General features: G+C 62.7%; 20 protein-coding genes. 1 reads left to right on the top strand and 19 read right to left on the bottom strand.

Annotation, left to right across the window (positions count from 1 at the left end):
* Positions 1-11 precede the first annotated feature (11 nt).
* The 7 genes from V0R60_RS01225 to V0R60_RS01195 all read right to left on the bottom strand — a co-directional run bounded on the left by V0R60_RS01225 (position 12) and on the right by V0R60_RS01195 (position 9,774).
* Positions 12-797, bottom strand: coding sequence for an SDR family oxidoreductase (locus tag V0R60_RS01225; protein WP_330078609.1), 786 nt, complete (start codon positions 795-797; stop codon positions 12-14).
* A 32-nt stretch (positions 798-829) separates the two neighbouring features.
* Positions 830-2,479 carry a FadD3 family acyl-CoA ligase gene (locus V0R60_RS01220; protein WP_330078610.1) on the bottom strand — a complete coding sequence of 550 codons (1,650 nt, stop codon included), beginning with the start codon at positions 2,477-2,479 and terminating at the stop codon, positions 830-832.
* Between the two features lie 22 nt (positions 2,480-2,501).
* Complete coding sequence (locus tag V0R60_RS01215; protein WP_136476233.1) at positions 2,502-3,548, bottom strand: ferredoxin--NADP reductase; 1,047 nt, start codon at positions 3,546-3,548, stop codon at positions 2,502-2,504.
* Positions 3,549-3,557: 9 nt separating this feature from the next.
* Positions 3,558-5,267, bottom strand: a complete 1,710-nt coding sequence (locus V0R60_RS01210) for an FAD-dependent oxidoreductase (protein WP_136476236.1) — start codon at positions 5,265-5,267, stop codon at positions 3,558-3,560.
* 89 nt (positions 5,268-5,356) lie between these two features.
* Positions 5,357-6,544, bottom strand: a complete 1,188-nt coding sequence (locus V0R60_RS01205) for an acyl-CoA dehydrogenase family protein (protein ID WP_203541174.1) — start codon at positions 6,542-6,544, stop codon at positions 5,357-5,359.
* Positions 6,545-6,676: 132 nt separating this feature from the next.
* Positions 6,677-8,272 (bottom strand): amidase, encoded by a 1,596-nt coding sequence (locus V0R60_RS01200; RefSeq protein ID WP_330078611.1) that lies wholly within the window; start codon positions 8,270-8,272, stop codon positions 6,677-6,679.
* Between the two features lie 65 nt (positions 8,273-8,337).
* Complete coding sequence (locus V0R60_RS01195) at positions 8,338-9,774, bottom strand: aldehyde dehydrogenase family protein (RefSeq protein WP_330078612.1); 1,437 nt, start codon at positions 9,772-9,774, stop codon at positions 8,338-8,340.
* A gap of 236 nt (positions 9,775-10,010) precedes the next feature.
* Here V0R60_RS01195 and V0R60_RS01190 point away from each other — a divergent pair, with 236 nt between their 5' ends.
* Positions 10,011-11,327, top strand: coding sequence for a spinster family MFS transporter (locus V0R60_RS01190; protein WP_330078613.1), 1,317 nt, complete (start codon positions 10,011-10,013; stop codon positions 11,325-11,327).
* Positions 11,328-11,332: 5 nt separating this feature from the next.
* Here V0R60_RS01190 and V0R60_RS01185 read toward each other — a convergent pair whose 3' ends face one another.
* The 12 genes from V0R60_RS01185 to V0R60_RS01130 all read right to left on the bottom strand — a co-directional run bounded on the left by V0R60_RS01185 (position 11,333) and on the right by V0R60_RS01130 (position 23,736).
* Positions 11,333-12,523, bottom strand: a complete 1,191-nt coding sequence (locus V0R60_RS01185) for an MFS transporter (RefSeq protein ID WP_330078744.1) — start codon at positions 12,521-12,523, stop codon at positions 11,333-11,335.
* Between the two features lie 24 nt (positions 12,524-12,547).
* A complete protein-coding gene (locus V0R60_RS01180) occupies positions 12,548-13,585 on the bottom strand; it encodes a Rieske 2Fe-2S domain-containing protein (RefSeq protein WP_330078614.1) in 1,038 nt (345 codons plus the stop codon).
* A gap of 120 nt (positions 13,586-13,705) precedes the next feature.
* On the bottom strand, positions 13,706-14,470 hold the full coding sequence (locus V0R60_RS01175; RefSeq protein ID WP_203479253.1) for an SDR family oxidoreductase: 765 nt from the start codon (positions 14,468-14,470) through the stop codon (positions 13,706-13,708).
* A gap of 131 nt (positions 14,471-14,601) precedes the next feature.
* Positions 14,602-15,852, bottom strand: a complete 1,251-nt coding sequence (locus tag V0R60_RS01170) for a helix-turn-helix transcriptional regulator (RefSeq protein WP_330078615.1) — start codon at positions 15,850-15,852, stop codon at positions 14,602-14,604.
* A gap of 197 nt (positions 15,853-16,049) precedes the next feature.
* The gene (locus V0R60_RS01165) at positions 16,050-17,258 is read right to left on the bottom strand and encodes an acetyl-CoA C-acyltransferase (protein ID WP_330078616.1); all 1,209 of its coding nucleotides are present in this window, start codon (positions 17,256-17,258) and stop codon (positions 16,050-16,052) included.
* An 8-nt stretch (positions 17,259-17,266) separates the two neighbouring features.
* A complete protein-coding gene (locus tag V0R60_RS01160; protein ID WP_330078617.1) occupies positions 17,267-17,737 on the bottom strand; it encodes a MaoC family dehydratase in 471 nt (156 codons plus the stop codon).
* 10 nt (positions 17,738-17,747) lie between these two features.
* On the bottom strand, positions 17,748-18,533 hold the full coding sequence (locus V0R60_RS01155) for an SDR family oxidoreductase (protein WP_330078618.1): 786 nt from the start codon (positions 18,531-18,533) through the stop codon (positions 17,748-17,750).
* A gap of 145 nt (positions 18,534-18,678) precedes the next feature.
* Complete coding sequence (locus tag V0R60_RS01150) at positions 18,679-19,557, bottom strand: SDR family oxidoreductase (protein WP_136476259.1); 879 nt, start codon at positions 19,555-19,557, stop codon at positions 18,679-18,681.
* A 33-nt stretch (positions 19,558-19,590) separates the two neighbouring features.
* A complete protein-coding gene (locus V0R60_RS01145; protein WP_330078619.1) occupies positions 19,591-20,742 on the bottom strand; it encodes an acetyl-CoA C-acetyltransferase in 1,152 nt (383 codons plus the stop codon).
* Positions 20,743-20,745: 3 nt separating this feature from the next.
* Complete coding sequence (locus V0R60_RS01140) at positions 20,746-21,804, bottom strand: acyl-CoA dehydrogenase family protein (protein WP_136476264.1); 1,059 nt, start codon at positions 21,802-21,804, stop codon at positions 20,746-20,748.
* A 9-nt stretch (positions 21,805-21,813) separates the two neighbouring features.
* The gene (locus V0R60_RS01135) at positions 21,814-22,974 is read right to left on the bottom strand and encodes an acyl-CoA dehydrogenase family protein (protein WP_136476266.1); all 1,161 of its coding nucleotides are present in this window, start codon (positions 22,972-22,974) and stop codon (positions 21,814-21,816) included.
* Between the two features lie 9 nt (positions 22,975-22,983).
* Positions 22,984-23,736, bottom strand: coding sequence for an enoyl-CoA hydratase family protein (locus tag V0R60_RS01130; RefSeq protein WP_330078620.1), 753 nt, complete (start codon positions 23,734-23,736; stop codon positions 22,984-22,986).
* Between the last annotated feature and the right edge of the window lie 19 nt (positions 23,737-23,755).

Raw genomic sequence — 23,755 nt, 5'->3', positions numbered from 1 at the left:
ACGTGGGTCGATCAGTGCGGCGCAACCTGCGCTGCGCTGAGATAAGCCGGGCGTTCACCGCCACCATGGAGCAACAGGTTGCAACCGCTGGCGTAGGACGCCTGCGAGGAAGCGATGTACAAGCAGGCATTGCCGATGTCTTCAGGGGTGGCCATGCGCCCGGCCGGAATACCCGCGCTGACGGCGGCGATACCGGTTTCGTCGCCGTAGTGCAGGTGGGCAAGCTCGGTGCGCACCAGGCCAGGGCTGACGGCCACCACCCGCACCTTCGGCGCCCATTCGACTGCCAGCGATTGCACCAGGGCCAGTACCCCGGCCTTGGCCGCACCATAGGCTGCGGTGCCGGGCGAGGCACGCAGCGCGCTGATGCTGCCGATAAAGACAATGCAACCGCCGCCGGCCTGCGCCTGCATCAGCCGATTGGCGTGCTGGGCAACGTTGAGCGGGGCAATCAGGTTGAGGCGGATAATGCCCTCGTGAAACCGTGGCGAGGCACTGCCGGCGTCGGCCGATGGGCTACCACCGGCATTGTTGATCAGTACATCAAGGCGGCCGTACTCGTGCTGGATGCTGTCAAACAGGCCTTGCAAGGAGTCCGGGTCGCGCACATCGGCGGCGATAAACGCCGCCTGCGCAGCGCCAACACCTGGCAATTGCTCTGGCGCGGTGCGCCCACACACGATCACCGTGGCGCCGGCTGCAAGAAAACTGCGGGCAATTCCTGCGCCGATTCCTTTAGTGCCGCCGGTGACCAGTACTACCTTGCCGTTGTAATCCAGCTGCGAATGACCACTCATGGCACGTTCCTCATGCTTGTATTAGGGTCACTCTAAGGAGAAACGCGCTCGGCAACTTCGTCTGAATGGACGATGAAAACGGCCTGGCGCAATTCACTTTTCACCACTTTGTTCGAAGCATTCACCGGCAACGCCTGAAAAAAGCGTACGTGGCGCGGCACTTTGTAATTGGCCATACGTTCCCGGGCCCAGGCGATCAGCGCCGGCTCGTCCAGTTGTTGGCCGTTGCGCAGGACCACGCAGGCACAGCCCACCTCGCCCATGCGCTCATCGGCAACACCGATCACCGCCACCTGGGCAATGGCTGGGTGCTCGATCAGGCCAGCCTCGATTTCTGCCGGGTAGCAGTTGAAGCCGCCGACGATGAACATGTCCTTGAGCCGGTCGGTGATTTTCAGGTTGCCCTGCGCATCCAGGTTGCCGATGTCGCCGGTGTGCAGCCAACCCTCGGCATCGATAGCCTGCGCCGTGGCCTCGGGGTCATTGAAATAACCGCGCATGACATGAAAGCCACGCAGGCAGATTTCTCCGGATTCGCCCTCGGCGACAGGCTGGTTGTCGCGGGTGCGGATGCACACCTCGGTACCGGCGATGGCCCGGCCACTGGTCGCAGCGACGATATCGGCAGGATCATCCGGGTTGCAAATGGTCGCCAGGCCGCCACACTCGGTCAGGCCGTAGGCGGTGGTCACGACCTTCAGGCCCAGCTCGCGGCGCATGCGCTCGATCAGCACGGGAGGAATGGTCGATGAGCCGGTCACGGCAATACGCAGGCTCGACAGGTCGGTTTCAGCCAGGCGCGGGTGCGCCAGCATCGATAGGTACAAGGTCGGTGGCCCCGGCAGGACACTGATGCGTTCGGCGGCAATGCGCTGGAATACCGCCTCGGCATCGAACACCGCATGAGGCAGAATGGTGGCGCCCGCCAGCAGGCAGGTCAGCCAGCCGGCCTTGTAGCCAAAGGCATGGAAAAACGGGTTGATGATCAGGTAGCGATCACCTGGCTGCAGGCCAATCACCCGCACATATTCGTTGAAGGCGCGCACGTTCTGGCCGTGGGCGCTCATCACCCCCTTGGGCTTGCCGGTGGTACCGGAGGTAAACAGCAGATCGGACAGGTCCTCGGCGCTAACCGCCTCTGCGCGCTGGCGGGCGTGTGCCTCACTGACTGCCGCGCCCTTGGCGAGGAACGTCGCCCAGTCCAGGTCCGTTGCCTGTTGTGGCTGGCCTTGGCCGAACAGCACCAACTGTTCGAGGCTCGGCGGGCGCAACGGCGCCAACATCGCCTGATAGTCAAGGCCCAGAAACGCGCCCTGCATCAGCAGTACACGGGCCTGGCTGCGCGTGAGAATATCGGCCACTTCGGCGCCTTTCATGCGCGTGTTGATCGGCACCAGCACCGCTCCGGCGCAATGCACGCCCAACGCAGCAATCACCCAGTCACGGCAGTTCGGTGCCCAGATCGCCACCCGGTCGCCCGCCACGATCCCCAGTGCCATCAGGCTACGGCAAACCCCCAGCGCCAACCCTGGCAACGCCTGGTAATCAGTGACAATGCCGTCTTGCTCGATAGCGGCCCGACCGGCATAGCGTTGGGCACTGGCGAACAACAAGGCAGGGATCGACAACGGCAGCGGGTTCCAGGCATGCAAGGTGCCCAGTGAAGCGGTACATGCAGTCATAGTGAAAAACTCGGCAATCGTATTATTCGGGAAAGAGCACGCGCAGGTGCTCGCTACGGGCCAGCGACTGGCAAGCCAGCGTCCAGCCCTGGTCAATTTCCTGCTGGTCGAGGGCTTCGTTGCGCAGCATCTGCACCTCGCCGCTTTCAACCGTGCACATGCAGGTGGCGCATGAGCCCACCAGGCATGAGCTGGGGGGTTGCAGGCCCGCTCGGCGCATCGCCTCGAGCAGCGTTTCGCCTTCGGCGCACGGCACCTCGAACTCTTCACCGTCCAGGCGCACCGAAAGCTGGCTACCAGGGCCGCTGGTGTCGACGGCCGGCAGCGCCTTGACCTCGCCCTCTTCGGGCAGGGAAACGAAGCGCTCGACGTGTACCTGCTTACCGGGCATGCCCAGGGTTTGCAGGGCGTCAACAGCAGCCTCCATAAACGGCCCCGGGCCACAGATGAACGCCTCGGCGCTGGCGAAGGGGCGTGCCAGTTCGGCCAACTGACTCACCGTCGGGATGCCCTGGACCGAGTCGAGCCAATGAATCACTTGCAGGCGCTGCGGATGCGCCGCCGCCAGGGCCTTGAGTTGATCGCGAAAGATCACCGACGCTTCATCACGGTTGGCGTAGATCAGCAGAATTCGCCCGTTTCCGGCCAGCAGTGCCGAACGCAGAATCGACAGCACCGGGGTGACACCGCTACCGCCCCCGAACAGCAGCAGGTCGGTGTCCAGTTGGCGCGGCACAAATACTCCGGCCGGCACCAACACTTGCAGGTTGTCCCCCGCCTGCACGGCGTCGCACAACCAGTTCGAGGCACGACCATCACGCACCCGTTTGATCGTGACCCGCAACGGCTCGTCGAGCAGTGGCGTACTCGACAGCGAGTAACAGCGCGGCAACCAGGCCTCCTGGTGCGGCACGCGCAGGGTCAGAAACTGCCCGGGTCGATAGCGAAAGCGCTCAGCCAGCGCATCGGGCACTTCAAATTCCAGCGAGCGGCTGTCGGCGGTTTCTTCGATCACGCGGGTCACGCGCAGGGTCAGGTAATCCAGGCTTGCAGTGGCAGCGGCTGACATGAAAGATCCTCACCGATTGGCGGCAATGTGATTGGCCGCGATGTACCCGAAGGTCATGGCCGGACCAAGGGTCCCGCCCGCACCGGGATAACTGGTGCCCATCACCGATGCCGAGCAGTTGCCGATGGCATACAGGCCTGGGATGGCCTCGCCGGTTTCGCTGACCACCTGGGCATGTTCGTTGGTCAACAGCCCGCCCTTGGTGCCGATGTCGCCGGCGTCCAGGCGCATCGCATAGAACGGTCCCTTGCCAAGCGGCGCCAGGCAGGGGTTGGGTTTGACGTTGCTGTCGCCGTAGTAACGGTCGAACACATTGCCGCCCCTGCCGAACTCGGTATCGATACCGGTACGGGCGAATTCGTTCATGCGCTTGACGGTCTGCTCAAGTCCGGTACTGTCGACGCCGATCTGCGCGGCCAGCGCCGGCAGGCTGTCAGCCTTGAAGTACAGCGTATTGAGCCATTCCTTGCGCAGGCGGCTGTCCGGCATGACCTGGGCCGGCATCAATGGGCCCATGGCGTAGTTGAAGCGAAAGCGCGCGTCGAAGATCACCCAGGCTGGAATCGACTGGCCACCGCTGCCGTGGTTATCGCGGTACATGGCATCGACAAATTCCAGGTACGGCGCCGCCTCGTTGACGAAGCGCCGTCCCAGGCTGTTGACCACAATGGCGCCGGGGAACGCCCGCTCGGCAAACACCCCGCGCGGTTTCTCTTCGCCGGGCACGGCAATGGTCGGTGCCCACCAGGCCCAGTCCATCAGGGCGGTGGCTGCCCCCAGCGCCATCCCGGCCTGCAGTGCGGCACCGGTGTTGTTGCCCGGTGGCGTGGCGCTCCAGTCGCGCGCGGTCGGCTGCGGCAAGAAGCGCTCGCGCAAGGCCTGGTTCTGCTCAAAGCCCCCGGAGCCGAAGATCACCGCGCGACGGGCATGCAATTGCTGGGGCTGCCCGTCACGGCTGACCTGCACCCCGGTGACGCGGCCGTTATCGGTCAGCAGCGCCTGAAAATCGGTGTTCAACCACAGCGGCACCTTGCGGTCCATCAACGAGCGACGCAGCGACGCGACCAAGGCACTGCCCAGGGCGGCACGGCGGTCACGGCGGCCCTTGCGGCGCCATTTGAAATCCAGTTTGTAACGCAACATCAGGCCGAGAATCAGCAGGCGCCAGCCGAACGAGCGCGACATGGCTTTGTGCGCATGGCGGGCGGTCCAGGCGATACGCCCCATCAACAGGGTCGATGGCGACGGCGTGCGCAGATTGGCGAGTTCATCACCGAGCAGGCCGGTGTCGAACAGCTCCGGGTCCAGAGTGCGTCCGCCCGCCAGAGCGCCTGGCAGTTGCGGGTAGTAGTCGGGGTACTTGTGCGCCACGGCATAACGTACGTGACTGTTCTCTTCCAGGGCCCGTATCATCTGCGGCGCGTGTTCAAGGTAGGCGCGCAAGCGTGGTTCATCGCCATGTTCACCGGTCGCCGCCTTGAGGTACTGCAGGGCCAGCTCGAAGCTGTCACGCCCGCCCTTGGCGGCAAAATAGTGGTTGTTGGGAATCCAGATACCACCACCGGAAATCGCCGACGTGCCGCCGAATTTGTCGCTTTTCTCGACAACCAGTACTGATAGACCCTGCTCGGCAGCAAACAGCGCCGAGGTCATTGCACCTGCGCCGGAGCCGACCACAATCACGTCGTAGTGGGAAGTTGACTGAGCTTTAGCTGTCATTGTTGTAGTGCCTTGGCTGTGATCGAAAGTACCCCGGCATGCCGCACGAGGTAAGCAACCCCGGGCCTTCAGGCAGGCCCGGGCATGGCTCAGACGTACGGATCAGGGTTAGGCAGGCCCAACTGCACAGCGCCAAGGCTGCGACCGAACGCCATGAAGTTGTTGGCGATATGCCCACGCGCCTGGTGCAGGTCACGGAACAGGCGCGCAACCGGGTTGCTGCTGTAGAGCCCGGAAGCGGCCATGCAGCGCAGCAGTTCGCTGACTTTCTCGGCGCAGACGTTGGTCACATACGAGGACTGGTAGCGGTACAACAGGCGTGTTTCAACATCCGGGTACTCGCCCGCCGTGGCCAGTTCCATCAGGTGCGCGTAGTTGCGCTCGAGCACAAGCTTCAAGCTGTCGACGATGATGGTCGCCTCTGCCACGGTGATCTGTGCCACCGGATCATCTGCGGTTTTCATCCCGTGCTTGCCGACGTGCGCCGCCGCGTTGGCGCGAAATTCGTTGATCGCGCCCTGCAAGGCACCGATGGCCGAGGTGGAAACGGCGCGGGTAAATACCTGGGCAAAGGGAATGGCATAGATTGGGTTGGTGTTGACCAGGCGCCCCGGAGTGGCTTCGGGCATGGGGTTGTTGGTGCGCTGCACACGGTGTGCCGGCACAAAGACATCTTCGACGACAATGTCGTGGCTGCCGGTGCCTCGCAAGCCCAGCACGTCCCAGTTGTGTTCGATACGGTAGTCGCTGCGCGGGATCAGGAAGGTGCCATGCTCGGCGGCAAATTCGTCATCGGCCGGCAGCACACCGCCGAGGAAGCACCATTGGCAGTGTTCGCTGCCGCTGGAAAAGCCCCAGCGGCCACTGATGCGATAGCCACCTTCGACCACGGTGACCTTGGCCACGGGCATGTAGGTGGAGGAAATAAGCGTGGCGTTGTCCGGGCCCCAGACATCGCGCTGGGCTTCGATCGGGTAGCGCGCCAACTGCCAGGGATGCACGCCCATCACGCCATAGATCCACGCCGTGGACATACAGCCTTCGGCGAGGATCGTCTGGATTTCGAAGAAGGTTCGTGGGTCTACCTCGTAGCCGCCAAACGCGCGCGGTTGCAGGGCGCGCAACAAGCCGGTCTCTTGCAACTCGCAGATCGTTTCGTCCGGCACCCGGAAGTCACGGTCAGCGCGCGCGGTGCGGCTTTTAAGGGCTGGCACCAGGCGCCGGGCATGTTCAAGCAGTTCGATTTCTTCCGGTGTTTTTACTCGCATGCTGTCCATCCGTTCGTTCTCCCAATCTCGTTGCGCGGTTGCGCGAGGCTGGCTTGATGATCGAACGCGGCAGGCGATTATTCATCGTCAAAGCGGACTAGAGAACACCGCAGCGGCGCCTTCCCTGGCGCCATTGCAGGTTTAAATCGACGCGCGGCGGGCGGCCCAGGGACGGTCGTGTTCCAATTGCGAAGCCAGGCGCAGGAGCACATCTTCTGCACCCAGGCGCGCAGTGAACATCATCCCCACTGGCAGGCCGTTGTCACTCATGCCCAGCGGCAAGGAAATCGCTGGCTGCCCACTGACGTTGGCCAGCACGGTGAACGCCGCACTGCCCATGGCCTTGCGTGCATAGCTCTCATACGGCTGGTTGAGCGACAGCTCGCCCAGCGCCGGGGTCAACGTGGCGGTGACCGGCGAGAGGATCACATCGAAGCGGTCGAACTGCTGCTCCATGACCATGCTGATGTCTTCAAACGCATGCCGGGCACGAACCACACCCTCACCCGTGGCCTTGGCAGCGCGCTCCAGCACACCGAAGGTGATGATTTCCAGGTCTTGCGGACCCAACGTGCGGCCCAGGGCCTTTTCCCGATCATTGACCGTGACCAGCAGCGAGTTGCCGATTGCCACACCGTGGGCGCCGAACAACTGCTGGGCCTGAATCGGCAGGCGCAGTTCATCCACCTCGTGACCCAGGCCGAGCAACTGCTTGACGGTTTCGTCGAGGACCTTGGCAATCGCCGGGTCCAGCGCAGCCCCGGTCAGCGACTCGCGCACCAGGCCGACCCGCAGTCGACCTGGATCGCGACCCAGTTCCTCGGCATAGGGCCGCAGCAGCGGCTTAGTCCAGTAGGGGCTTCCAGGCTCGTGGCCCTGGCCGGCATCGAGGAACAACGCCGTATCGCGCACACTGTGCGAAACCACGTTGGCCACGCTGGCGCCAAACGAGCCTTCCAGGCGCGCGGGCCCGCTCGGGGTGCGGTAGCGCGTCGGCTTGAGCCCGACCAGACCGCAATAGGACGCCGGGATGCGAATCGAGCCGCCACCGTCGGTGGCATGGGCAACCGGTACAATACCGGCAGCCACTGCCGCCGCAGAGCCTCCCGACGAGCCACCGCTGCTCAGCGCCAGGTTCCAGGGATTGCGTGTTTGCCCCCAGGCCAGCGACTCGGTGGTCGTGGTCAGGCCGAATTCCGGGCTGGTGGCCTTGCCGAAAGGTACCGCTCCGGCTGCTTCGTAGCGGCGGATCAAAGTACTGGTTACGCTTGAAGGCGGCGCGTCCTTGAACAAACGGCTGCCATTGCTGGTAGTGGTGCCTTGCAGGTAAGTATTGAGGTCCTTGAGCAGGATCGGCACCCCGGCCAGCGTTCCCTGGGCCAGGGTTCCTGCTTTTTGCCTGGCTGCCAGCAACGCCCGGGCGTAGTCATCATGGCGCATATTGACAGCATTGATCTTCGGGTTGACCAGGTCGCAACGGGCAAATGCCGCAGCCAGCAGATCCTCAGCACTGAAATCACCGGCTTGCAGCCCCTTGACCATGGCCCAGGCATCCAGGCTTAGGTATTCATTGGCCGTTAACCCGCCCGCTGCGCGCGCATCGGCAAAACGCCCCAAAAGCCCTACTCCCAACGCTACTGCGCCAGCCTTGAGCACCTGACGTCGCGGCCAGCCATCGGCAGCATCGGCGCCAGGGGCTGCGGCCGTATCAGCCGCTGGCACTGCTTTATTTTCCATGAACTGAATTCCGTTTTAATTGTAATAGTCATCTCGACACGCTCGACCTGCGCCAGAACCCGCGGTCAGTCCGCGGTGATCTGCGCCACCATCGCTGCCAGGAAGTGCTCGCTGTAGGGCGGCAACAAGCCCCACTCGCCACGCGGATCATGCTCGGGTGCCTTGAGCACGGTGCGCATGTGGCTGAACTCGAGGAACCCTTCGCGCCCGTGGTAGTGGCCCATTCCCGAGCCGCCGATACCGCCGAACGGCGCATCATGCAACGCGGCGTGCATCATCACATCATTGAGTGTTACCCCACCCGACAGTGTGTGCTCCAGCACATGGCGCTGCTCCTCGGCGTCGTTGCCAAAGTAATAAAGCGCCAGGGGCCGCGGGCGGCCGTTGATCTGGGCAATGACCTGGTCGACCTCATCAAAGGGCAGCAGCACCATGGCCGGGCCGAAGATTTCCTCGTGCATGATCAGGCTGTCCGGCGCCGGGTCGATCACCAGCTGTAGCGGTCGGCGGCGGTTCTGCGCATCGGCCGGTTGTGCGTAGGGCAGGCTCAGCACCCGCGCGCCGGCTTGCTCGGCCTGGGTAACCAGGGTTTCAACCCGGGCCAGGTGCTGGGGATTGACCACCGCGACCACATCGGGGTTGTGGCTCACCTCTGGAATGAACGTGCGGTAGGCGCTGGCGAACGCATCGATAAAGCTTTCCAATTGCTCACGCGGCACGTAGACCAAATCAGGGTTGATGCACACCTGGCCACTGTTGGTGGTTTTCGACAGGGCAATGCGAAACGCTGCGGTGGCCAGGTCGGCGCTGCGGGCGACGATGACAGGGGATTTACCACCCAGTTCCAGAGTCAGCGGCACCAGATTTTGCGCTGCGTTGCGCATTACCGACTTGGCCACCGCAGTGCTGCCAGTGAACACCAGGTGATCGAAAGGCTGAGCGGTAAAGGCCTGGGCCAGCTCTACCCCGCCGGTGACCACGCCCACCTCAAGCGGGTCGAACCACTCGGTTATCAGCTGCGCCACCAGCGCGGCGGTACGTGGCACCACCTCCGATGGTTTGAGAATGGCCCGGTTACCCGCCGCCAGCGCCGAGCCCAGCGGGCTGAGCAAGGTGTACAGCGGTGCGTTCCAGGTGCCCAGGATGCCCACCGTGCCCTTGGGCTGATACATCACCCAGGCCTCGGCGCCAAGCTGATCGTAGGGGCTGAACACTGGCCGCGGCTCATCCTGCATCCAGCTTTCGAGGTGATCGCGCGCGTGCTTGAGCGAACCCAACGAGCCGAGCACATCATTCATCAACGAGAAGCCCTGGGGACGACCGCCAAAGTCGGCGTCCATCGCTTCGGCCAGCGCCTGATGATGGGCCACGAGCATGTCGACCACGCGCTGGATACGCGCGCGACGCAGCGCTGCCGGGACGGCCCCCTGGGCGTTGAATGCGGCTTTTTGTTCAAGCAACAGCGCCGACAGATCGTCGACAGAAGAAATTGCACAACTCATTGATGCCTCCTCAACTGAACAAGGGCCAACGCCACTGCGCTGTACCCACCATGGCCGTCATTGCACAACGCCCTGTAGCGGAAACTAGCCTCGCGCCACGGCGACCGCGTCGTCCATGTGGACGAGTGAAGCGAAAACGTTAGTCCGTTGAGACGATGTGAAGCCCCCTGGCGCTGGGAATACTGCCACATACGCCAAAGGCGCTTGCAGTCTGCCCGCTTTATCAGGAGTCATCCATGAGTAATACGCACGCTCAACCTACAGGCTGGCGCAGCCATGGCCTGCTGTTTCTATTGGCGATGTTGTACGCCGACAGCTTCGTCGGTCGGCAGATCATTGCGGTGATGATCGAACCGATCAAGCAGGAGTTCGGCGCCAGCGATACGGAAATGGGCCTGGTCTCGGGCCTGGCCTTCGCGGCTGTCTATGTGGTGCTCGGCCTGCAGGCCGGGCGCATGGCCGATCACCTGTCGCGCACGCGCCTGCTGGCGCTCACCAGCTTGCTGTGGGCCTTGGCCACAGTGGCTTGCGGCTTGTCGACCAGCTTTGCCATGCTGGTCATCGCGCGCATGGCGGTGGCGGTATTCGAGTCACCCACTACGTCGGCGTCGATGTCGATCATCGCCGACATCTACCCACCCCATCGGCGTTCGTTTGCCATCAGCTGCTACACCGCTGCGCCGACGTTTTCGACGATTATCGCCCTCAGTGTCGGCGCCTGGGCCGTTGATCAATACGGCTGGCGCAGCGCATTTTTTGCCGTCGCCTTGCCGGCCCTGGCAATCAGTGCCGCGTTTGCCCTGGTGATGCGCGAACCGATACGCGGACGCTTCGACCTCACCCACAGTCACGCCGCCCCAGCCAAGCAGCGCTTGTTCGACAACGCTCGTGAACTGCTGGCCCTGCCCGCCTATCGCTGCCTGGTGCTGGCCTGCGGGGTCACCACCTTCAGCGCCTACGCCTATGCCATGTGGAACGCCAGTTTCCTCGTGCGTTCGCATGACCTGCCCTTGCAATATGCTGGCATCCTCGCGGGCGTGGTAGGCGGCACCTGCGCCGGCCTCGGCGCTTTGTTCAGCGGCTGGCTGACCGACCACCTGGCAGTGAAAAACCAGCATTGGCAAATCGGTATTCCGGTCTTCGGCCATGTGCTGGGTACCTGCGCGCTGGTCACTTACCTGCTCTGGCCGCAGAGCATTCTCATGTATGTGGGTGCAATTCCGGTACCCAGCGCCATGCTCTGGTGCGGGCTGGCCAGTTTCTTCTCGGTCTGGTGGGTAGGCCCGTCGTTTTCACTGTTGACCCAGTTGGTACCCGCCCAGCGCCGCGCCACTGCCGTAGCTCTGCAGACTATCGTCACGACGTTGTGCGGCGTGGGCATTGGTCCACTGGCAACCGGGCTGCTCAGTGACACCCTGATACCCACGTTCGGTATAGAGTCGTTGCGCTACGCCTTGCTGCTGATCAGTTGCACCATCTTCATCGCCGTCATCCTGCTCTGGCGCACCTACCGTCACCTCACCGTAGTCACCGAGCAATCTGCCTACGCCTGAGCCTGTCAGGCCTGCACTACAACCTGTGCAGGCCCGGCAGCGCCAGCGTCGAGGCGGCGTGCCAGCAAGCAGGTAAACGCCAGTACCGGAATCACTGCGCAGCCACCGGCAATCCACAGCAACGTGGCATAGCCCTCGCCCAACAGTTGCCCGGCCAGCGCAGGCCCAGCGATCGAACTCAAGGCAAAGGCCCCCGGAATCAGCATGATCGAGCGGCCGCTATGGTCCAGGCGAGCAATGGCAGCCGTCTGATAGACGCAACCCCACGTGAAGCCCACCTCCCAGATCCAGGCACCCGCGGCGTACATCAAGAAGCCGTCGGCGTTGCCCAGCAACAACAGACCCGTGCCGAGCACCAGCAACACGATGACATGCGGCATGCGCACGCCCAGGCGATCACCGACTGCAGCCAGAATCAACGCTGCTGCACCGCCGAGCAGCTTGAGCACAGCGAAGACGACACCCAGCTCGGTCGGCTGCAGCGCAAGGCCATGCCCCAGGCGCTCGAGAAACGCCCACAGGCCGATCTGCCCGGCACCAAACAGGAAGAAAAACCCCAGCGCCGCATAGGCCGCCGGGGGAAATTGAAAACGTGACAACACTGAGCCCGCCGTCTGCGCTTGACCGTTGGCAATGAAGTCCTGGCGACGCGGTAACGCAAAGGCGCTCAAGCTCAACAGCAGGATGATCGAGGCGAGCATCCAGGCCGCACCGGCGTAGTGGAAATAAGCGATCACCAGCGACGGCAAGGCAAACAGCACCGCAGCCACCACTCCCAGCTCAATGCCCAGGCGTAAACCCAGGGCGCGTTCCTTGTTGGCCATTTCGCCCATGATGCGCATGCCCAGGCACGTCATCAGCGCGGCGAAGAATCCAATCAACGCCCACAGCGGCAGTTGGGCAATCGCCGGCAACCGCGACGACAGCCAATACGCCTGGGCTGCCCCAATGGCGCAGCCCAGGGTCAGCAAACGCCAATTCATGCGGTCGATCAGTACCACTGCTACCAACGTGCCGAGCAGGTAGCCGGCGAAACACACCGAACCCAGCAGGCCGACCTGCTCGATGCTGAAGCCGAGGCTGTCGACCATCGAACCGAGCAGGATAGGCAAGGTATTGAACGGCAAGCCACCAATTGTCGAAGCGAAGCTGGCGGCGAGCATTATCGCCAGTGTTTTTTGCCCACTCGTGGTCATCATGCATTCCTGCTCGGGTGCTTATCAGCGGTGGTCGACAGTGATGATTTCTTTGCGTTCGGCGATTGCCGCCGGCACGTTGGCTTCGTCCATGAAGAACTGCTCGTACCATTCGCGCAGCTGGTACACCGGACCGTCACCTTCGGCCAGCACCGGCTTGTTGACGCGGATCTTGTGCGCCCAGATGTCCACGTCCTGGTAGAACGAGTCGCGCGTGCGCATTACATAGTCCTGAGCCAAGGCTCGGTTCTGCTCCTCGCTCCAGCCCTCGATCTTCTTCACCATGCAGCCAAATCGCAGTTCAAAGCTATTGGCACTGATAGGTACATGACAGTTGAGCAGGATCGAGTGGATTTCCATACCCTCGAACATCGCACGCATCCGGGTGAAATGCGTCGCAGGCCCGTAGTAGGCGGATTCCGCCACCAGGTCGCCGCCCAGTTGTGCTGAGTCACCATGGAAAATCTGCTGGGCAATATGGCCTTCGAAGACGTTGGCGAAGTACTTGGTCGGGGTGAAGTGCACGGGCCCGAAATGCTGGGCGTCTGCCAGGTTATCGACCAGTTCACGAGGGTTGGTTTCGATGACCAGCTTGTCCATGTGCCAGTCCTGCAGCCAGTCGTCGCTGTCTTGCTCCGGCAGATGCGGAATCACCACGGCCTGTGCCGGGGCGTTGCCCTCGGGGTTGTTCCAGACGAACAGCAGCTTGTTCTCTTCACAGGTCAGCCAGCTGCGGGTCTTGGCTTTTGGCGGGATGCGTTTGCAGTACGGGATCTCGACACATTTGCCACTGGCATCGTACTGCCAATGATGAAAGGGGCAGACCACACGGTCGTTGACCAGGGTCCCGCGGGAAAGGTCGGCGCCCATGTGCGGGCAATGCGCATCGATCACGCTGATCTGGCCGCTGGAAGTGGCAAAGGCCAGCAAACGCGTGCCGAAGATGTTCAATGTGTGCAGTTGGCCATCACGAAAGTCTGCCGCCTCCCCCACACAGTGCCAGCCTCGACCAAAGCGAGGGGCCAGTGCAGTGTTGATGTTGATTGCTGCGAGCTTGGTCATTGTTATTGTTCCTCGTGTGAAAATCCCCGGTTACATGCCAGGTCAATTCTCACCGAGCAGGCGCAAATGCTCATCCCTCGCATGGACTAGTTGAGCACCGCGCGCTGGTTGCTTTGCCGCCTAGAACCGTGTCGGACGCACCATGGCATCCATGCCACCATCGACGAACATCACGCTGCCATGTACAAAGCTGGCCTGTTCGGACTGCAGGAACGCCACCGCCTGGGCAATTTCCTGCGGGTGGCCAGCGCGCCCCAGCGGGGCCACGAACTCTCGAACGGCCTTGGCGAAACGTGGGTCATTCAGCGATGCCTGATGCAACGGTGTCTCGACCGCGCCGGGCGCCACCACGTTGAGGCGAATGCCCTGCCTGGCCCAGGCAACCGCCTTGCCGCGAGCATTGCAGGTCACCGCATACTTGGAGCTGGCATACGCCACATGCGACAGCCCCAGGCTGTTGGCGTGTTCCAATGCGAGCGCCTCGTTGCCGGCCAGCATGGCCTCGACCATCGCTTGCTGGTCTGGTTTGGTGTGGGTGGCAGCAATCGAGCCGATCACCGTGGCGGCAGGTTGTTTACCTTTGGCCAAGGCGTCGGCCAGGCCGTCGAGCAGCTCGGTCACACCAAAGTAGTTGACCGAAATAATGGTGTCGGACACCGCGCTGGAGCCCACCCCGGCGCAGCACACCAGACCATCGAGCACACCTGCACTTTGCTCGAGCACCGCGCTGATGGCCGCCTGACGCCCGGTTGCGCTGGACAGGTCGGCAATCACCTCGGCGTCTGCCCGGTCGATGCCAATGACTCGATGTCCTGCGGCGCGTAGCGCCTGGCAGACTGCTGCGCCGATACCCGACGCAGAACCGCTGACCGCTGTAATGGGCATAACCTTGATCCTCATGATGTAACGGAGGTGATTAGTATTGGTGGCGGACACGCTCGCCAACATCGTCCGCACGGACTAAAACGCCCCGGCCTTGAAAGCAAGACCGGGGCGGCAGTGAACAACGGCCACCGTCACGCGCTGCTGCGCACCGGGTGAGCCAGCTTCAGTGCCGGTTTGCTGAGCTTATCGGCGCCCAGCACGGTCAACTTGGGCTTTCCCAGGGCAACCACGCTGTTGAGGATGATGCGCACCAACTCGGTCTGGCGACGCACGCCGGTCTTGGAAAAAATCGAGCGCAAGTGTGCCCGGGCGGTGTTGCGGCGCACATTCAATACTTCAGCGGCTTCTTCGAGCGAAAGGCCATTGACCAGCTCCATGGCCAATGCGGTTTCGGCCCGGGTCAAGTTGAACAGTTGCTTGGTCAGGGTTTCGCTGGCCATGGAGCGACCGACGGCGTCGCGGATGTACACCACTACCACCGGCTTGCTCTTGCCCTCGGCCCAGTCCTGGGTCGGTATCGCCTCGACGACCACACCGAGGTTGATGTTTCCCGACGGCCTGGACACCGACATCGCTTCAGACGCCGCGCCGGTCTGCGGACTGTCCGGGTCGCGGGCGAAGGCATTGCGCACCAGGCGCTGCAATTCACGGTTATCGCTGGGATACGTGGCTTCAAGGTGGCCACCGACCAGCTTCAGGCCATCCGCCAGTTCCAACAGCTCACTGGCCATCGGATTCATGCGCAGCACGCTGCCATTCTGATCGAGGACGATGGTAGCCACCGACAGGCGACTGATGGCCTGGGAATACAACTCACTGATCGACTCGCTGCGGTCGAGCAGGTTGTGCACATGCATGGCACGGCGCAAGTGCGGCAGGAACATCTCGCACAGCTGGCGTTCAGCGTCAGTGAAGCGAGGGGCGGATCTGGGGCGGGTAATGCGAAAACGCAGCTTGCCACCATCGGGCGTAGAAATATCGGCGCCCATGATGTGGAAGGTGTCGTGGACAATACCGTAGGTCTTGAAGTACACCGAATTGGTCCACTGCGCCTCGGTCATCAGGTCGTCTACGGTAAACACCTTGTCCATCGGCGGATTGTTGAACGGGGTGACCGCTTGCGGGTAGGCCCAGTAACTGACCTCGCCCTCGCCTTCGATATCGCCGACCACAATCATCAGGCCCAGGTCGGGTTGTTCGGGTACACGCAGAATCAAGGTGACATAGTTTGCCTGGTACAAACTGCGGACATGGCGCAAGGTCTTGGCCATCAGCTTTTGATCCAGCGAGCCGTCATAGAACTCGCCGATGAGCCTGTCGTACTCCGCCAGCTCCAAGCCCATGTCTGCCAAGGCTTGAACACTCAAGCTGGAATTCTCCATCGCCAGTCTCCTCGAGGGACACAGCCCAGGCCATGCCCGTTTTTATTGTTATGTTTCGAACACTTGCGGATGCACTGTGCAGCCTGTCAGGGCCGCCCGGCGTACATTGACCATAAACATTGACGATAGCAATACCCTTGATCGGCTCCCGGGGCATCGTCCATATGGCCTACCCCGGTGCCGTCCAGCGCCTTCGATCAGTCCAGTTCAAACAGCCCTGCTGCACCCATGCCACCACCAATGCACATCGTCACCACCACGTAGCGCACGCCGCGTCGACGTCCTTCAAGCAGGCTGTGACCGACCATGCGCGCCCCCGACATGCCGAACGGGTGACCGATGGAAATCGCCCCGCCATTGACGTTCAGGCGATCAGGCGCAATGCCCAGGGCATCGCGGCAATGCAGCACCTGGCAGGCGAACGCTTCGTTGATTTCCCACAGGCCGATATCGGCCACGCTCAAACCGAAACGCTTGAGCAGTTTCGGCACCGCCACCACGGGCCCAATGCCCATCTCTTCGGGTGCGCAGCCCGCCACGGCGATCCCGCGATACGTACCTAGCGGACGCAAACCGCGTTCAGCCGCCTGAGCGCGACTCATCAACAAGCTTGCCGAGGCACCATCGGAGAACTGCGAGGCGTTGCCAGCGGTAATGAACTCGCCCTGCTCCACCCAGGTGCCGTTCTTCCACACAGGTTTGAGTGCAGCCAAGTCTTCGCGCTGAGTCGAAGGCCGGTTGCACTCGTCGCGATCGGCCAGTACCAGCTCATGCCCCGCTGGCTGACCCTCCTTGTCGAACAGTTGCTTGCGCACCTGCAGCGGCACGATTTCTTCATCGAACAGACCGTCGCGCTGGGCGGCGGCCGTGCGCTGCTGGCTTTGCAGCGCGTAGTCATCTTGCGCCGCCCGGCTGATGCCATAGCGCCGCGAAACGATTTCCGCGGTCTCGATCATCGGGATGTACGCGCTGGGCATACAGGCGAGCACCGCCTGCGACTGGTTGCGGTAGGTGTTCTTGTACTTGTTCTGGGTGAGCGACAGCGATTCGACGCCACCGGCGATGGCAATGTCCATTTCACCGACCAGAATATTTTTCGCGGCCATGCCGATGCTGATCAGCCCTGATGCACACATGCGGTCCAAGGCCATACCCGCGACGCTTTCAGGCAAACCGCCGGTGTAGGCACACAGCCTGCCGATGTTGTAGCCCTGGGTGCCCTGCTGAACCGCTGCGCCCATGATCACGTCGTCTACCGCGCCAGGTTCTACACCTGAGCGTTCAAGCACCGCCCGTACCACGTGACCGCCGAGCACTGGGGCTTCGGTGTCGTTGAACGAGCCGCGAAAGGATTTGCTCAGCGCAGTACGCGCGGTAGCAACAATTACAACGTCATTCTTGTCCATGCACAGGCTCACTCACTGATCGGGTTAAAGGTGTAGCGACTGATGGTGTCGACCACGCAGCCGGGGCGCTCGGCGCCTTCGATTTCAACGCTCATGCGCACTACCAGTTGTACGGCGTTGCCGATCATCTCGGCACTGATGACCTGGCCGCGACCGCGTACCCGCGAGCCGACCTTCACCGCAGCCGGAAAGCGCACCCGGTCGGTGCCGTAGTTCACGCCCATTGCCAGGTTGTCGATGCCCATCAGTTGCGGCATGAACAGGTTGGCCAGGGCCAGGGTCAGGTAACCATGGGCGATGCAGGCCCCGAACGGGCCATTGGCCGCGCGCTCAGGATCGACATGTATCCATTGCTGATCACCGGTCGCTTCGGCGAACAGGTTGATCCGCTCCTGGGTCAGTTGCAGCCAGTCGGTGACGCCGAGGTCCAGGCCCTCGGCCTCGAGCATTTGTTCGGCGCTGCTGAATCGGATACTCATGAGCTGTTCCTCAAGCCTGTTGTGAGCTGACCGAGAGCACTTCGCCGACCATGTAGGAGGCGTAGTCGCTGGCCAGGAAAATCATGACGTTGGCCACTTCCCAAACCTCGGCGGCACGGCCGAAGGCTTCGCGGTCGGCCAACTTTGCCAGCAGTTCTTCGCTGGAGGCTTTCTTGAGAAAGTCGTGCAAGGCAATCGACGGCGACACGGCATTGATGCGCACCCCGCTCTCGGCGGCTTCCACTGCGCTGCATCGGGTCAGGGCCATGACACCGGCCTTGGCGGCGGCGTAATGCGCCTGTTCTTTCTGTGCACGCCAGCCAAGCACCGAGGCGTTGTTGACGATCGCACCGGCACCGCGGCGCTCCATATGCGGCAGCATCGCGCGGGTCATGCGGAAGGTGCCGGTCAAGGTCACATCAATGACGCGCAGCCATTCCTCGTCCGTCATTTCGGTGACGCGCCTGGAACCACCCAGGCCCGCGTTGTTGATAAGCACGTCAACGCCGCCAAGGGTCTGCTCGGCGCTGTCGACCAAGGCTTGTACTTCGTCCTCGAGGGTTACGTTGCACAACTGTCCATACACTGCCTGCAAGCCAGTTTCGGCCTTGAGTTGCTCGACTGCCTGTTCCAGGCGACGCGGATGAACATCGGAGATCATCAGGGCACGGCAACCTTCTTCGGCACAGCGCTTGGCCGCGGCAAAACCGATGCCAGCGCCTGCGGCGGCAGTGATCAGTACCGACTTGCCAGCCAGCAGTTGATGACCGGGTACATAAGGTGGGGCTTGTTTCACGATGAATACCTCAGACGGGATACAGGTTGTCCATAGGTATAAAGGCCGAAGACTTCGGGCACATCGTCAAAACGGACGTGATAGGCGAAGGAAGACACAGGGAAACAGGCGCCGACGCGGCCGACGCCTGACATTCACGCCGCTGCTAGCTACCCCAGACCTTCTGCGCCTTGGGCGCTTCGTTGAGGATCGCATCGACGGCTGCGCCTACTTCTGCAACCTGCCAGCGGGCGCCCTTGTCACGGGTGACCCCGGTGCGCCAACCGTCGCCCAGGGAGATACGCCCGCCCTGGCTTTCGAACAACTGGCCGCTGACATGCGCCGAGGCCTCGCTGCCCAGCCACACCACCAGGGGTGCGACGTTTTCCGCCGCCCAAGCGTCGAAACTGTCGTCATCGGGCTTTTTGACCATGTCGGGCATGGCGCTTTCGGTCATCGCCGTGCGCGCTGCCGGCGCCAGGGCGTTGGCCGTGACGCCGTAGCGCGCCAGTTCCGCTGCCTGGACCAAGGTCAGGGAGGCAATGCCACCTTTGGCCGCGGAGTAGTTGGACTGGCCGATGGAGCCCTGCAAGCCGGCCCCGGAGCTGGTATTAATGATGCGCGCGGCCACCGGCGTACCCGCCTTGGCCTGGTCACGCCAGCGCCGACCGAGGACATTGGCCAGGCAGTAATGGCCTTTGAGGTGCACGCGCATGACCATGTCCCAGTCCTCTTCCGAGAGGCTGATGAACATGCGATCACGCAACACTCCAGCATTATTGACCAGCACATGGACCTCGCCAAAAGCCTCGAGTGCGGCATCGACGATGCCCTGGGCACTGGCCAAGGTGGTAATGTCGCCGTCGCTGGCAATTGCCCGGCCACCGCTGGAGCAAATCTCATCGACCACCGCTTCGGCGGCTTCGCGGCGAATATCATTGACCACGACATTGGCGCCCTCGGCAGCGAATGCCAGCGCATAGGCGCGGCCCAATCCACCACCGGCACCGGTGATGATCACGGTACGATCTGTACAGATTCCCATAGGGTTTGTTCCTGTGCTTGTGGATGGGCGGCGTCAAAGCCGCTCGATAATGCTGACGTTGGCCTGGCCGCCGCCTTCGCACATGGTTTGCAGGCCATAGCGCCCGCCCGTACGCTCCAGCGCATGCAGCAAGGTCGTCATCAAGCGGGCACCGGTAGCGCCCAGCGGGTGGCCGAGGGCAATCGCGCCACCGTTGATGTTGGTGGTGGCCGGGTTGTAGTCAAGTTCCTTGGACCAGGCCATGACCACCGAGGCAAAGGCTTCGTTGATCTCCACCAGGTCGATATCGGCCATGCGCATGCCGGCTTTTTTTAGCGCCGCGCGAGTGGCCGCAATCGGTGCGGTCAGGTGCCAGATCGGATCGTCGCCAAGCACCGACAAGTGATGAATACGCGCCCTGGGGGTCAAGTTGTAGCGTTTGAGAGCCGCTTCCGAGACCACCAGCAAGGCCGCCGAGGCATCGCAGGTCTGACTGGAAACGGCCGCGGTGATCGAGGCAAACTCGGCGCTCACCGGTTCCAGGCCGGCCATTTTCTCCAGGCTGCTGACCCGCGGCGTTTCGTCGTGGGCCAAGCCTTCGCAGGAAACGATCTCCCGGGAGAAATAGCCCGCCTCTGTCGCGGCCAGGGCGCGGCGATGGCTTTCCAGGGCGAACACTTCCATGTCCGCGCGGCTGAGCTGCCAGTGATCGGCGATCCGTTGGGCGGCATAGAACTGGTTGACCGGCTGATTGCCAAAGCGCGCCTGCCAGCCCTTGCTGCCGGAAAACGGGTCGCTGAAGCCTAACGCTTGACCCGCGATCATCGCCGACGAAATCGGGATCTGGGTCATGGTCTGCACGCCGCCCACCGCCACCACATCCTGCATGCCACTCATCACCGCCTGGGCGGCAAAGTGCAGCGCCTGCTGCGACGAGCCGCACTGACGGTCAACGGTGGTGCCAGGTACATTCAGCGGCAAGCCTGCGGCCAGCCAACTGGTGCGGGCAATATCACCGGCTTGCGAGCCGATGGTATCGACGCAGCCGAAGATCACGTCGTCATAGTCTTCGGCAGGAATGGCATTGCGCTCGACCAGCGCGCTCAACACGTGGGCGCCAAGGTCGATGGCATGGACATGGGCCAGGCTGCCCTTGCGCTTGCCCGTTGGGCTGCGCAAGGCGTCGACTATATAAGCTTGGGGCATGGCTCAATCCTCGAAGGTGGCGCCCGGCCCAAGCCGGGCTTCGTCGCTGAGCACATAGGCAGCGACGCGGGATTTATGGGTGGCGCGGTCACCCCAGGAGGGGTCCAGCGACCAGGCACGCTTCATGAACATCTGCAGGTCGACTTCCCAGGTGTATCCCATGGCGCCGTGCACCTGAATGCCATGGCGAGCTGCCAACCAGCTGGCATCGCAGCAGGCCAGCTTGGCTTGCGAGACATACACGTCGGCGCCGCGCTCACCCTTGGCCAGGGCGTGGGCGGCGCGATACAGCACCGGTTTGGCGAACTCGATCTTGCTGGCGATATCGGCCAGGTGATGCTTGACCGCCTGGAAGCTGCCGATCGGCTTGCCGAACTGCTTGCGCTGGGCGACGTAATCCACCGACAGGTCGAGAATCCGCTGGGCCAGGCCCAACAGTTGACCGGCCACCGACAAGGCACCGCGGTTGAGGGTTTCGGCCCACAGCGCGCGGCCCTGTTCGCCGTCGACCAGCAAGGTCTCGCCGCTGGGCTGCCAACTCACCTGACCCAGGCGTCGCGACGAGTCGATGCTGGCATTGGCCTGCACATCGACTTGCGAGCGCGGTACGGCATGCACTTCGTCGCCGTGGGCGAGAATCAGCCACTCGGCCAATGGTGCATCGGGCACCAATGGATTGATCGGGTGACCGATTGCCAGGCGCACACTGCCATTGGCAATGCGTGGCAGCAGGCTGGCCTTGACCGGACTGTCGTCCGGCAAGCCGTTGAGCAGGCCGGTAGCCACGTAGGCGGTGTCGGCCAGCGAATCGGGAATGGCGTAGTAGCCCAGCTCCTGTGTCATCAGCGACCAGGCGATGTCGTCCATGCCCAGACCGCCGAACTGCTCGGGCACCGACAACGCGGTAAGGCCCTGCTCGGCGATCTTGGCGCGCAGCTCTGCCGAGCGGCCGACATCGGTTTCCCAGATTTCACGAAGCATTTCCGGCGCCGCTTCGGTCATCAGGAAGCGGCTGATGGCTTCACGAAACGTGAGCTGGTCATCGCTAAAAGTAAAGTCCATGGCCGGCTCCTATTTCGGCAGGCCGAGCATGCGCTCGGCAATGATGTTGCGCTGGATTTCGTTGGTGCCGGCGTAGATCGGCCCGGCCTGGGCGAACAGGAAGCCGTCGAGCCAGGCACCACCCAGCGCTTGCGGGGCGCTGCCCAGCAACTCGCCGTGGGCACCGAGAATGCGCATGGCGGTGTCATGCATCTTCAGGTCGAGTTCCGACCAGATGATCTTGTTGATGCTCGACTCGGCGCCGATCTGTGCACCACGGCTGAGACGCCCGACGGTGTGATAGGACGACAATGCGTAGCCTTCGGCGCCAAGCCAGGCCTCGACTACCGCCTCACGAATGCTCGGGTCGCGGTCGGCGCTCTGTTGGTGCGCCTTGTACAGTTGTACCAACTTGCGGGCCGTGGCCTGAAAGCGCGCCGGCGAACGCAACAGCAAGCCGCGCTCGAAACCTGCGGTGGCCATAGCGACGTGCCAACCCTGGCCTTCGGCACCGATGCAGTTTTCCGCTGGCACCCGCACATCGTCGAAGAACACTTCAGCGAAGGTGTTCTTGCCGTTGAGTGCGCGGATCGGGCGAATGGTCACCCCCGGCGTATCGAGGGGCACCATCAGGAACGACAAGCCGTTGTGCCGCGTTGACGCCGGGTCGCTGCGAAACAGGCCAAACAGCCAATCGGCGTACAGCGCGCGGCTGGACCAGGTCTTCTGCCCGTTGAGCACATAGTGATCGCCATCACGGGTGGCCTTGCTGGTAATCGCAGCCATGTCCGAGCCCGCGTTCGGCTCCGACCAACCTTGGGCCCACATGTCGACACTGGAAGCCATGCGCGGCAAAAAGCGCTTCTTTTGCGCCTCGGTGCCGAACTCCATCAGGGTCGGCCCGAGCAGCAACTGGCCATTCTGGTTGACACGCATCGGCGCATCGGCGCCGTAGTACTCTTCTTCGAAAATCAGCCACTCGATCAGATCGCAACCACGGCCGCCGTATTCCTTGGGCCACATGACCATCGACAGGCGCTGCTCGAACAACTTCGCTTCCCAGGCACGATGCTGCTCGAACCCTTCACGGGTGTCGTAGTTAGCCAGCGGCTCGGTCGGTTGATTGGCCGCCAACCATTCACGCACTTCCGCTCGGAAGGCCTTTTGTTTCGGGGTATATGCTAGTTCCATGGCTGCCTCTCAGAACTTGGCGTCGCGCTTTTCGACGAAGGCGCGGCGGGTTTCGGCAGAATCGGGGCTGGTGTAGGCCTGCAGGGTGAAACCCTGTTCCCAGCGGTATTTGTCTTCCAGGTTGCCGTCTTCTATGCCGTTGAGGGCTTCCTTGGCCAGGCGGATCATTGCCGGGCTCTTGGCGGCGATCTTGGCGGCGATCTCCAACGCGGTCTCGCGCAGTTGCTCCTTGGCGACCACACGTTCGATAAAGCCGTACTGCGCAGCCTCGGCGGCGCCGATCTTGTCGCCGGTAAAGAACAGGTAGCGAACCTTCTGTACCGGGAACAGCCGTTGCAGGTGTGCACCGCCGCCCATGGCGCCGCGATCGACTTCCGGCAAGGCGAAGGTGGCGCACTCGGAGGCCAGGACAATGTCGGCGGCGCCGGTAATTCCAATGCCGCCGCCTAGGACAAAGCCATGCACGGCAACGATCACCGGCACTGGCGAGCGGTGTACGGATTTGAACGCGGCGTAGTTGCCGGCGTTGACCGCAATGATCCGCTCCGGGTGGGCGTCCAGTTCCTTGATATCGACCCCGGCACAAAAACCACGGCCTTCGGCGCGGATGACGATCACCCGCACTTCGGGGTTGGCGCCCAGGGCTTCCACTTGCAGGGCCAGGTCCATCCATTCCTGGCTATCCAGGGCATTGACCGGCGGTTTGGCGAGCACCAGTTCAGCAATGCCCGCGTCGATCTGTGTAGTAAATGCTTGACTCACGATGGTCTTCTCCAATGCT

Origin of the sequence: Pseudomonas auratipiscis (assembly GCF_036324085.1) — a bacterium.
GTDB lineage: Bacteria > Pseudomonadota > Gammaproteobacteria > Pseudomonadales > Pseudomonadaceae > Aquipseudomonas > Aquipseudomonas auratipiscis.
Note: the sequence above shows the minus strand (reverse complement) of the source record. Positions and strands in the feature narration are given on the sequence as shown.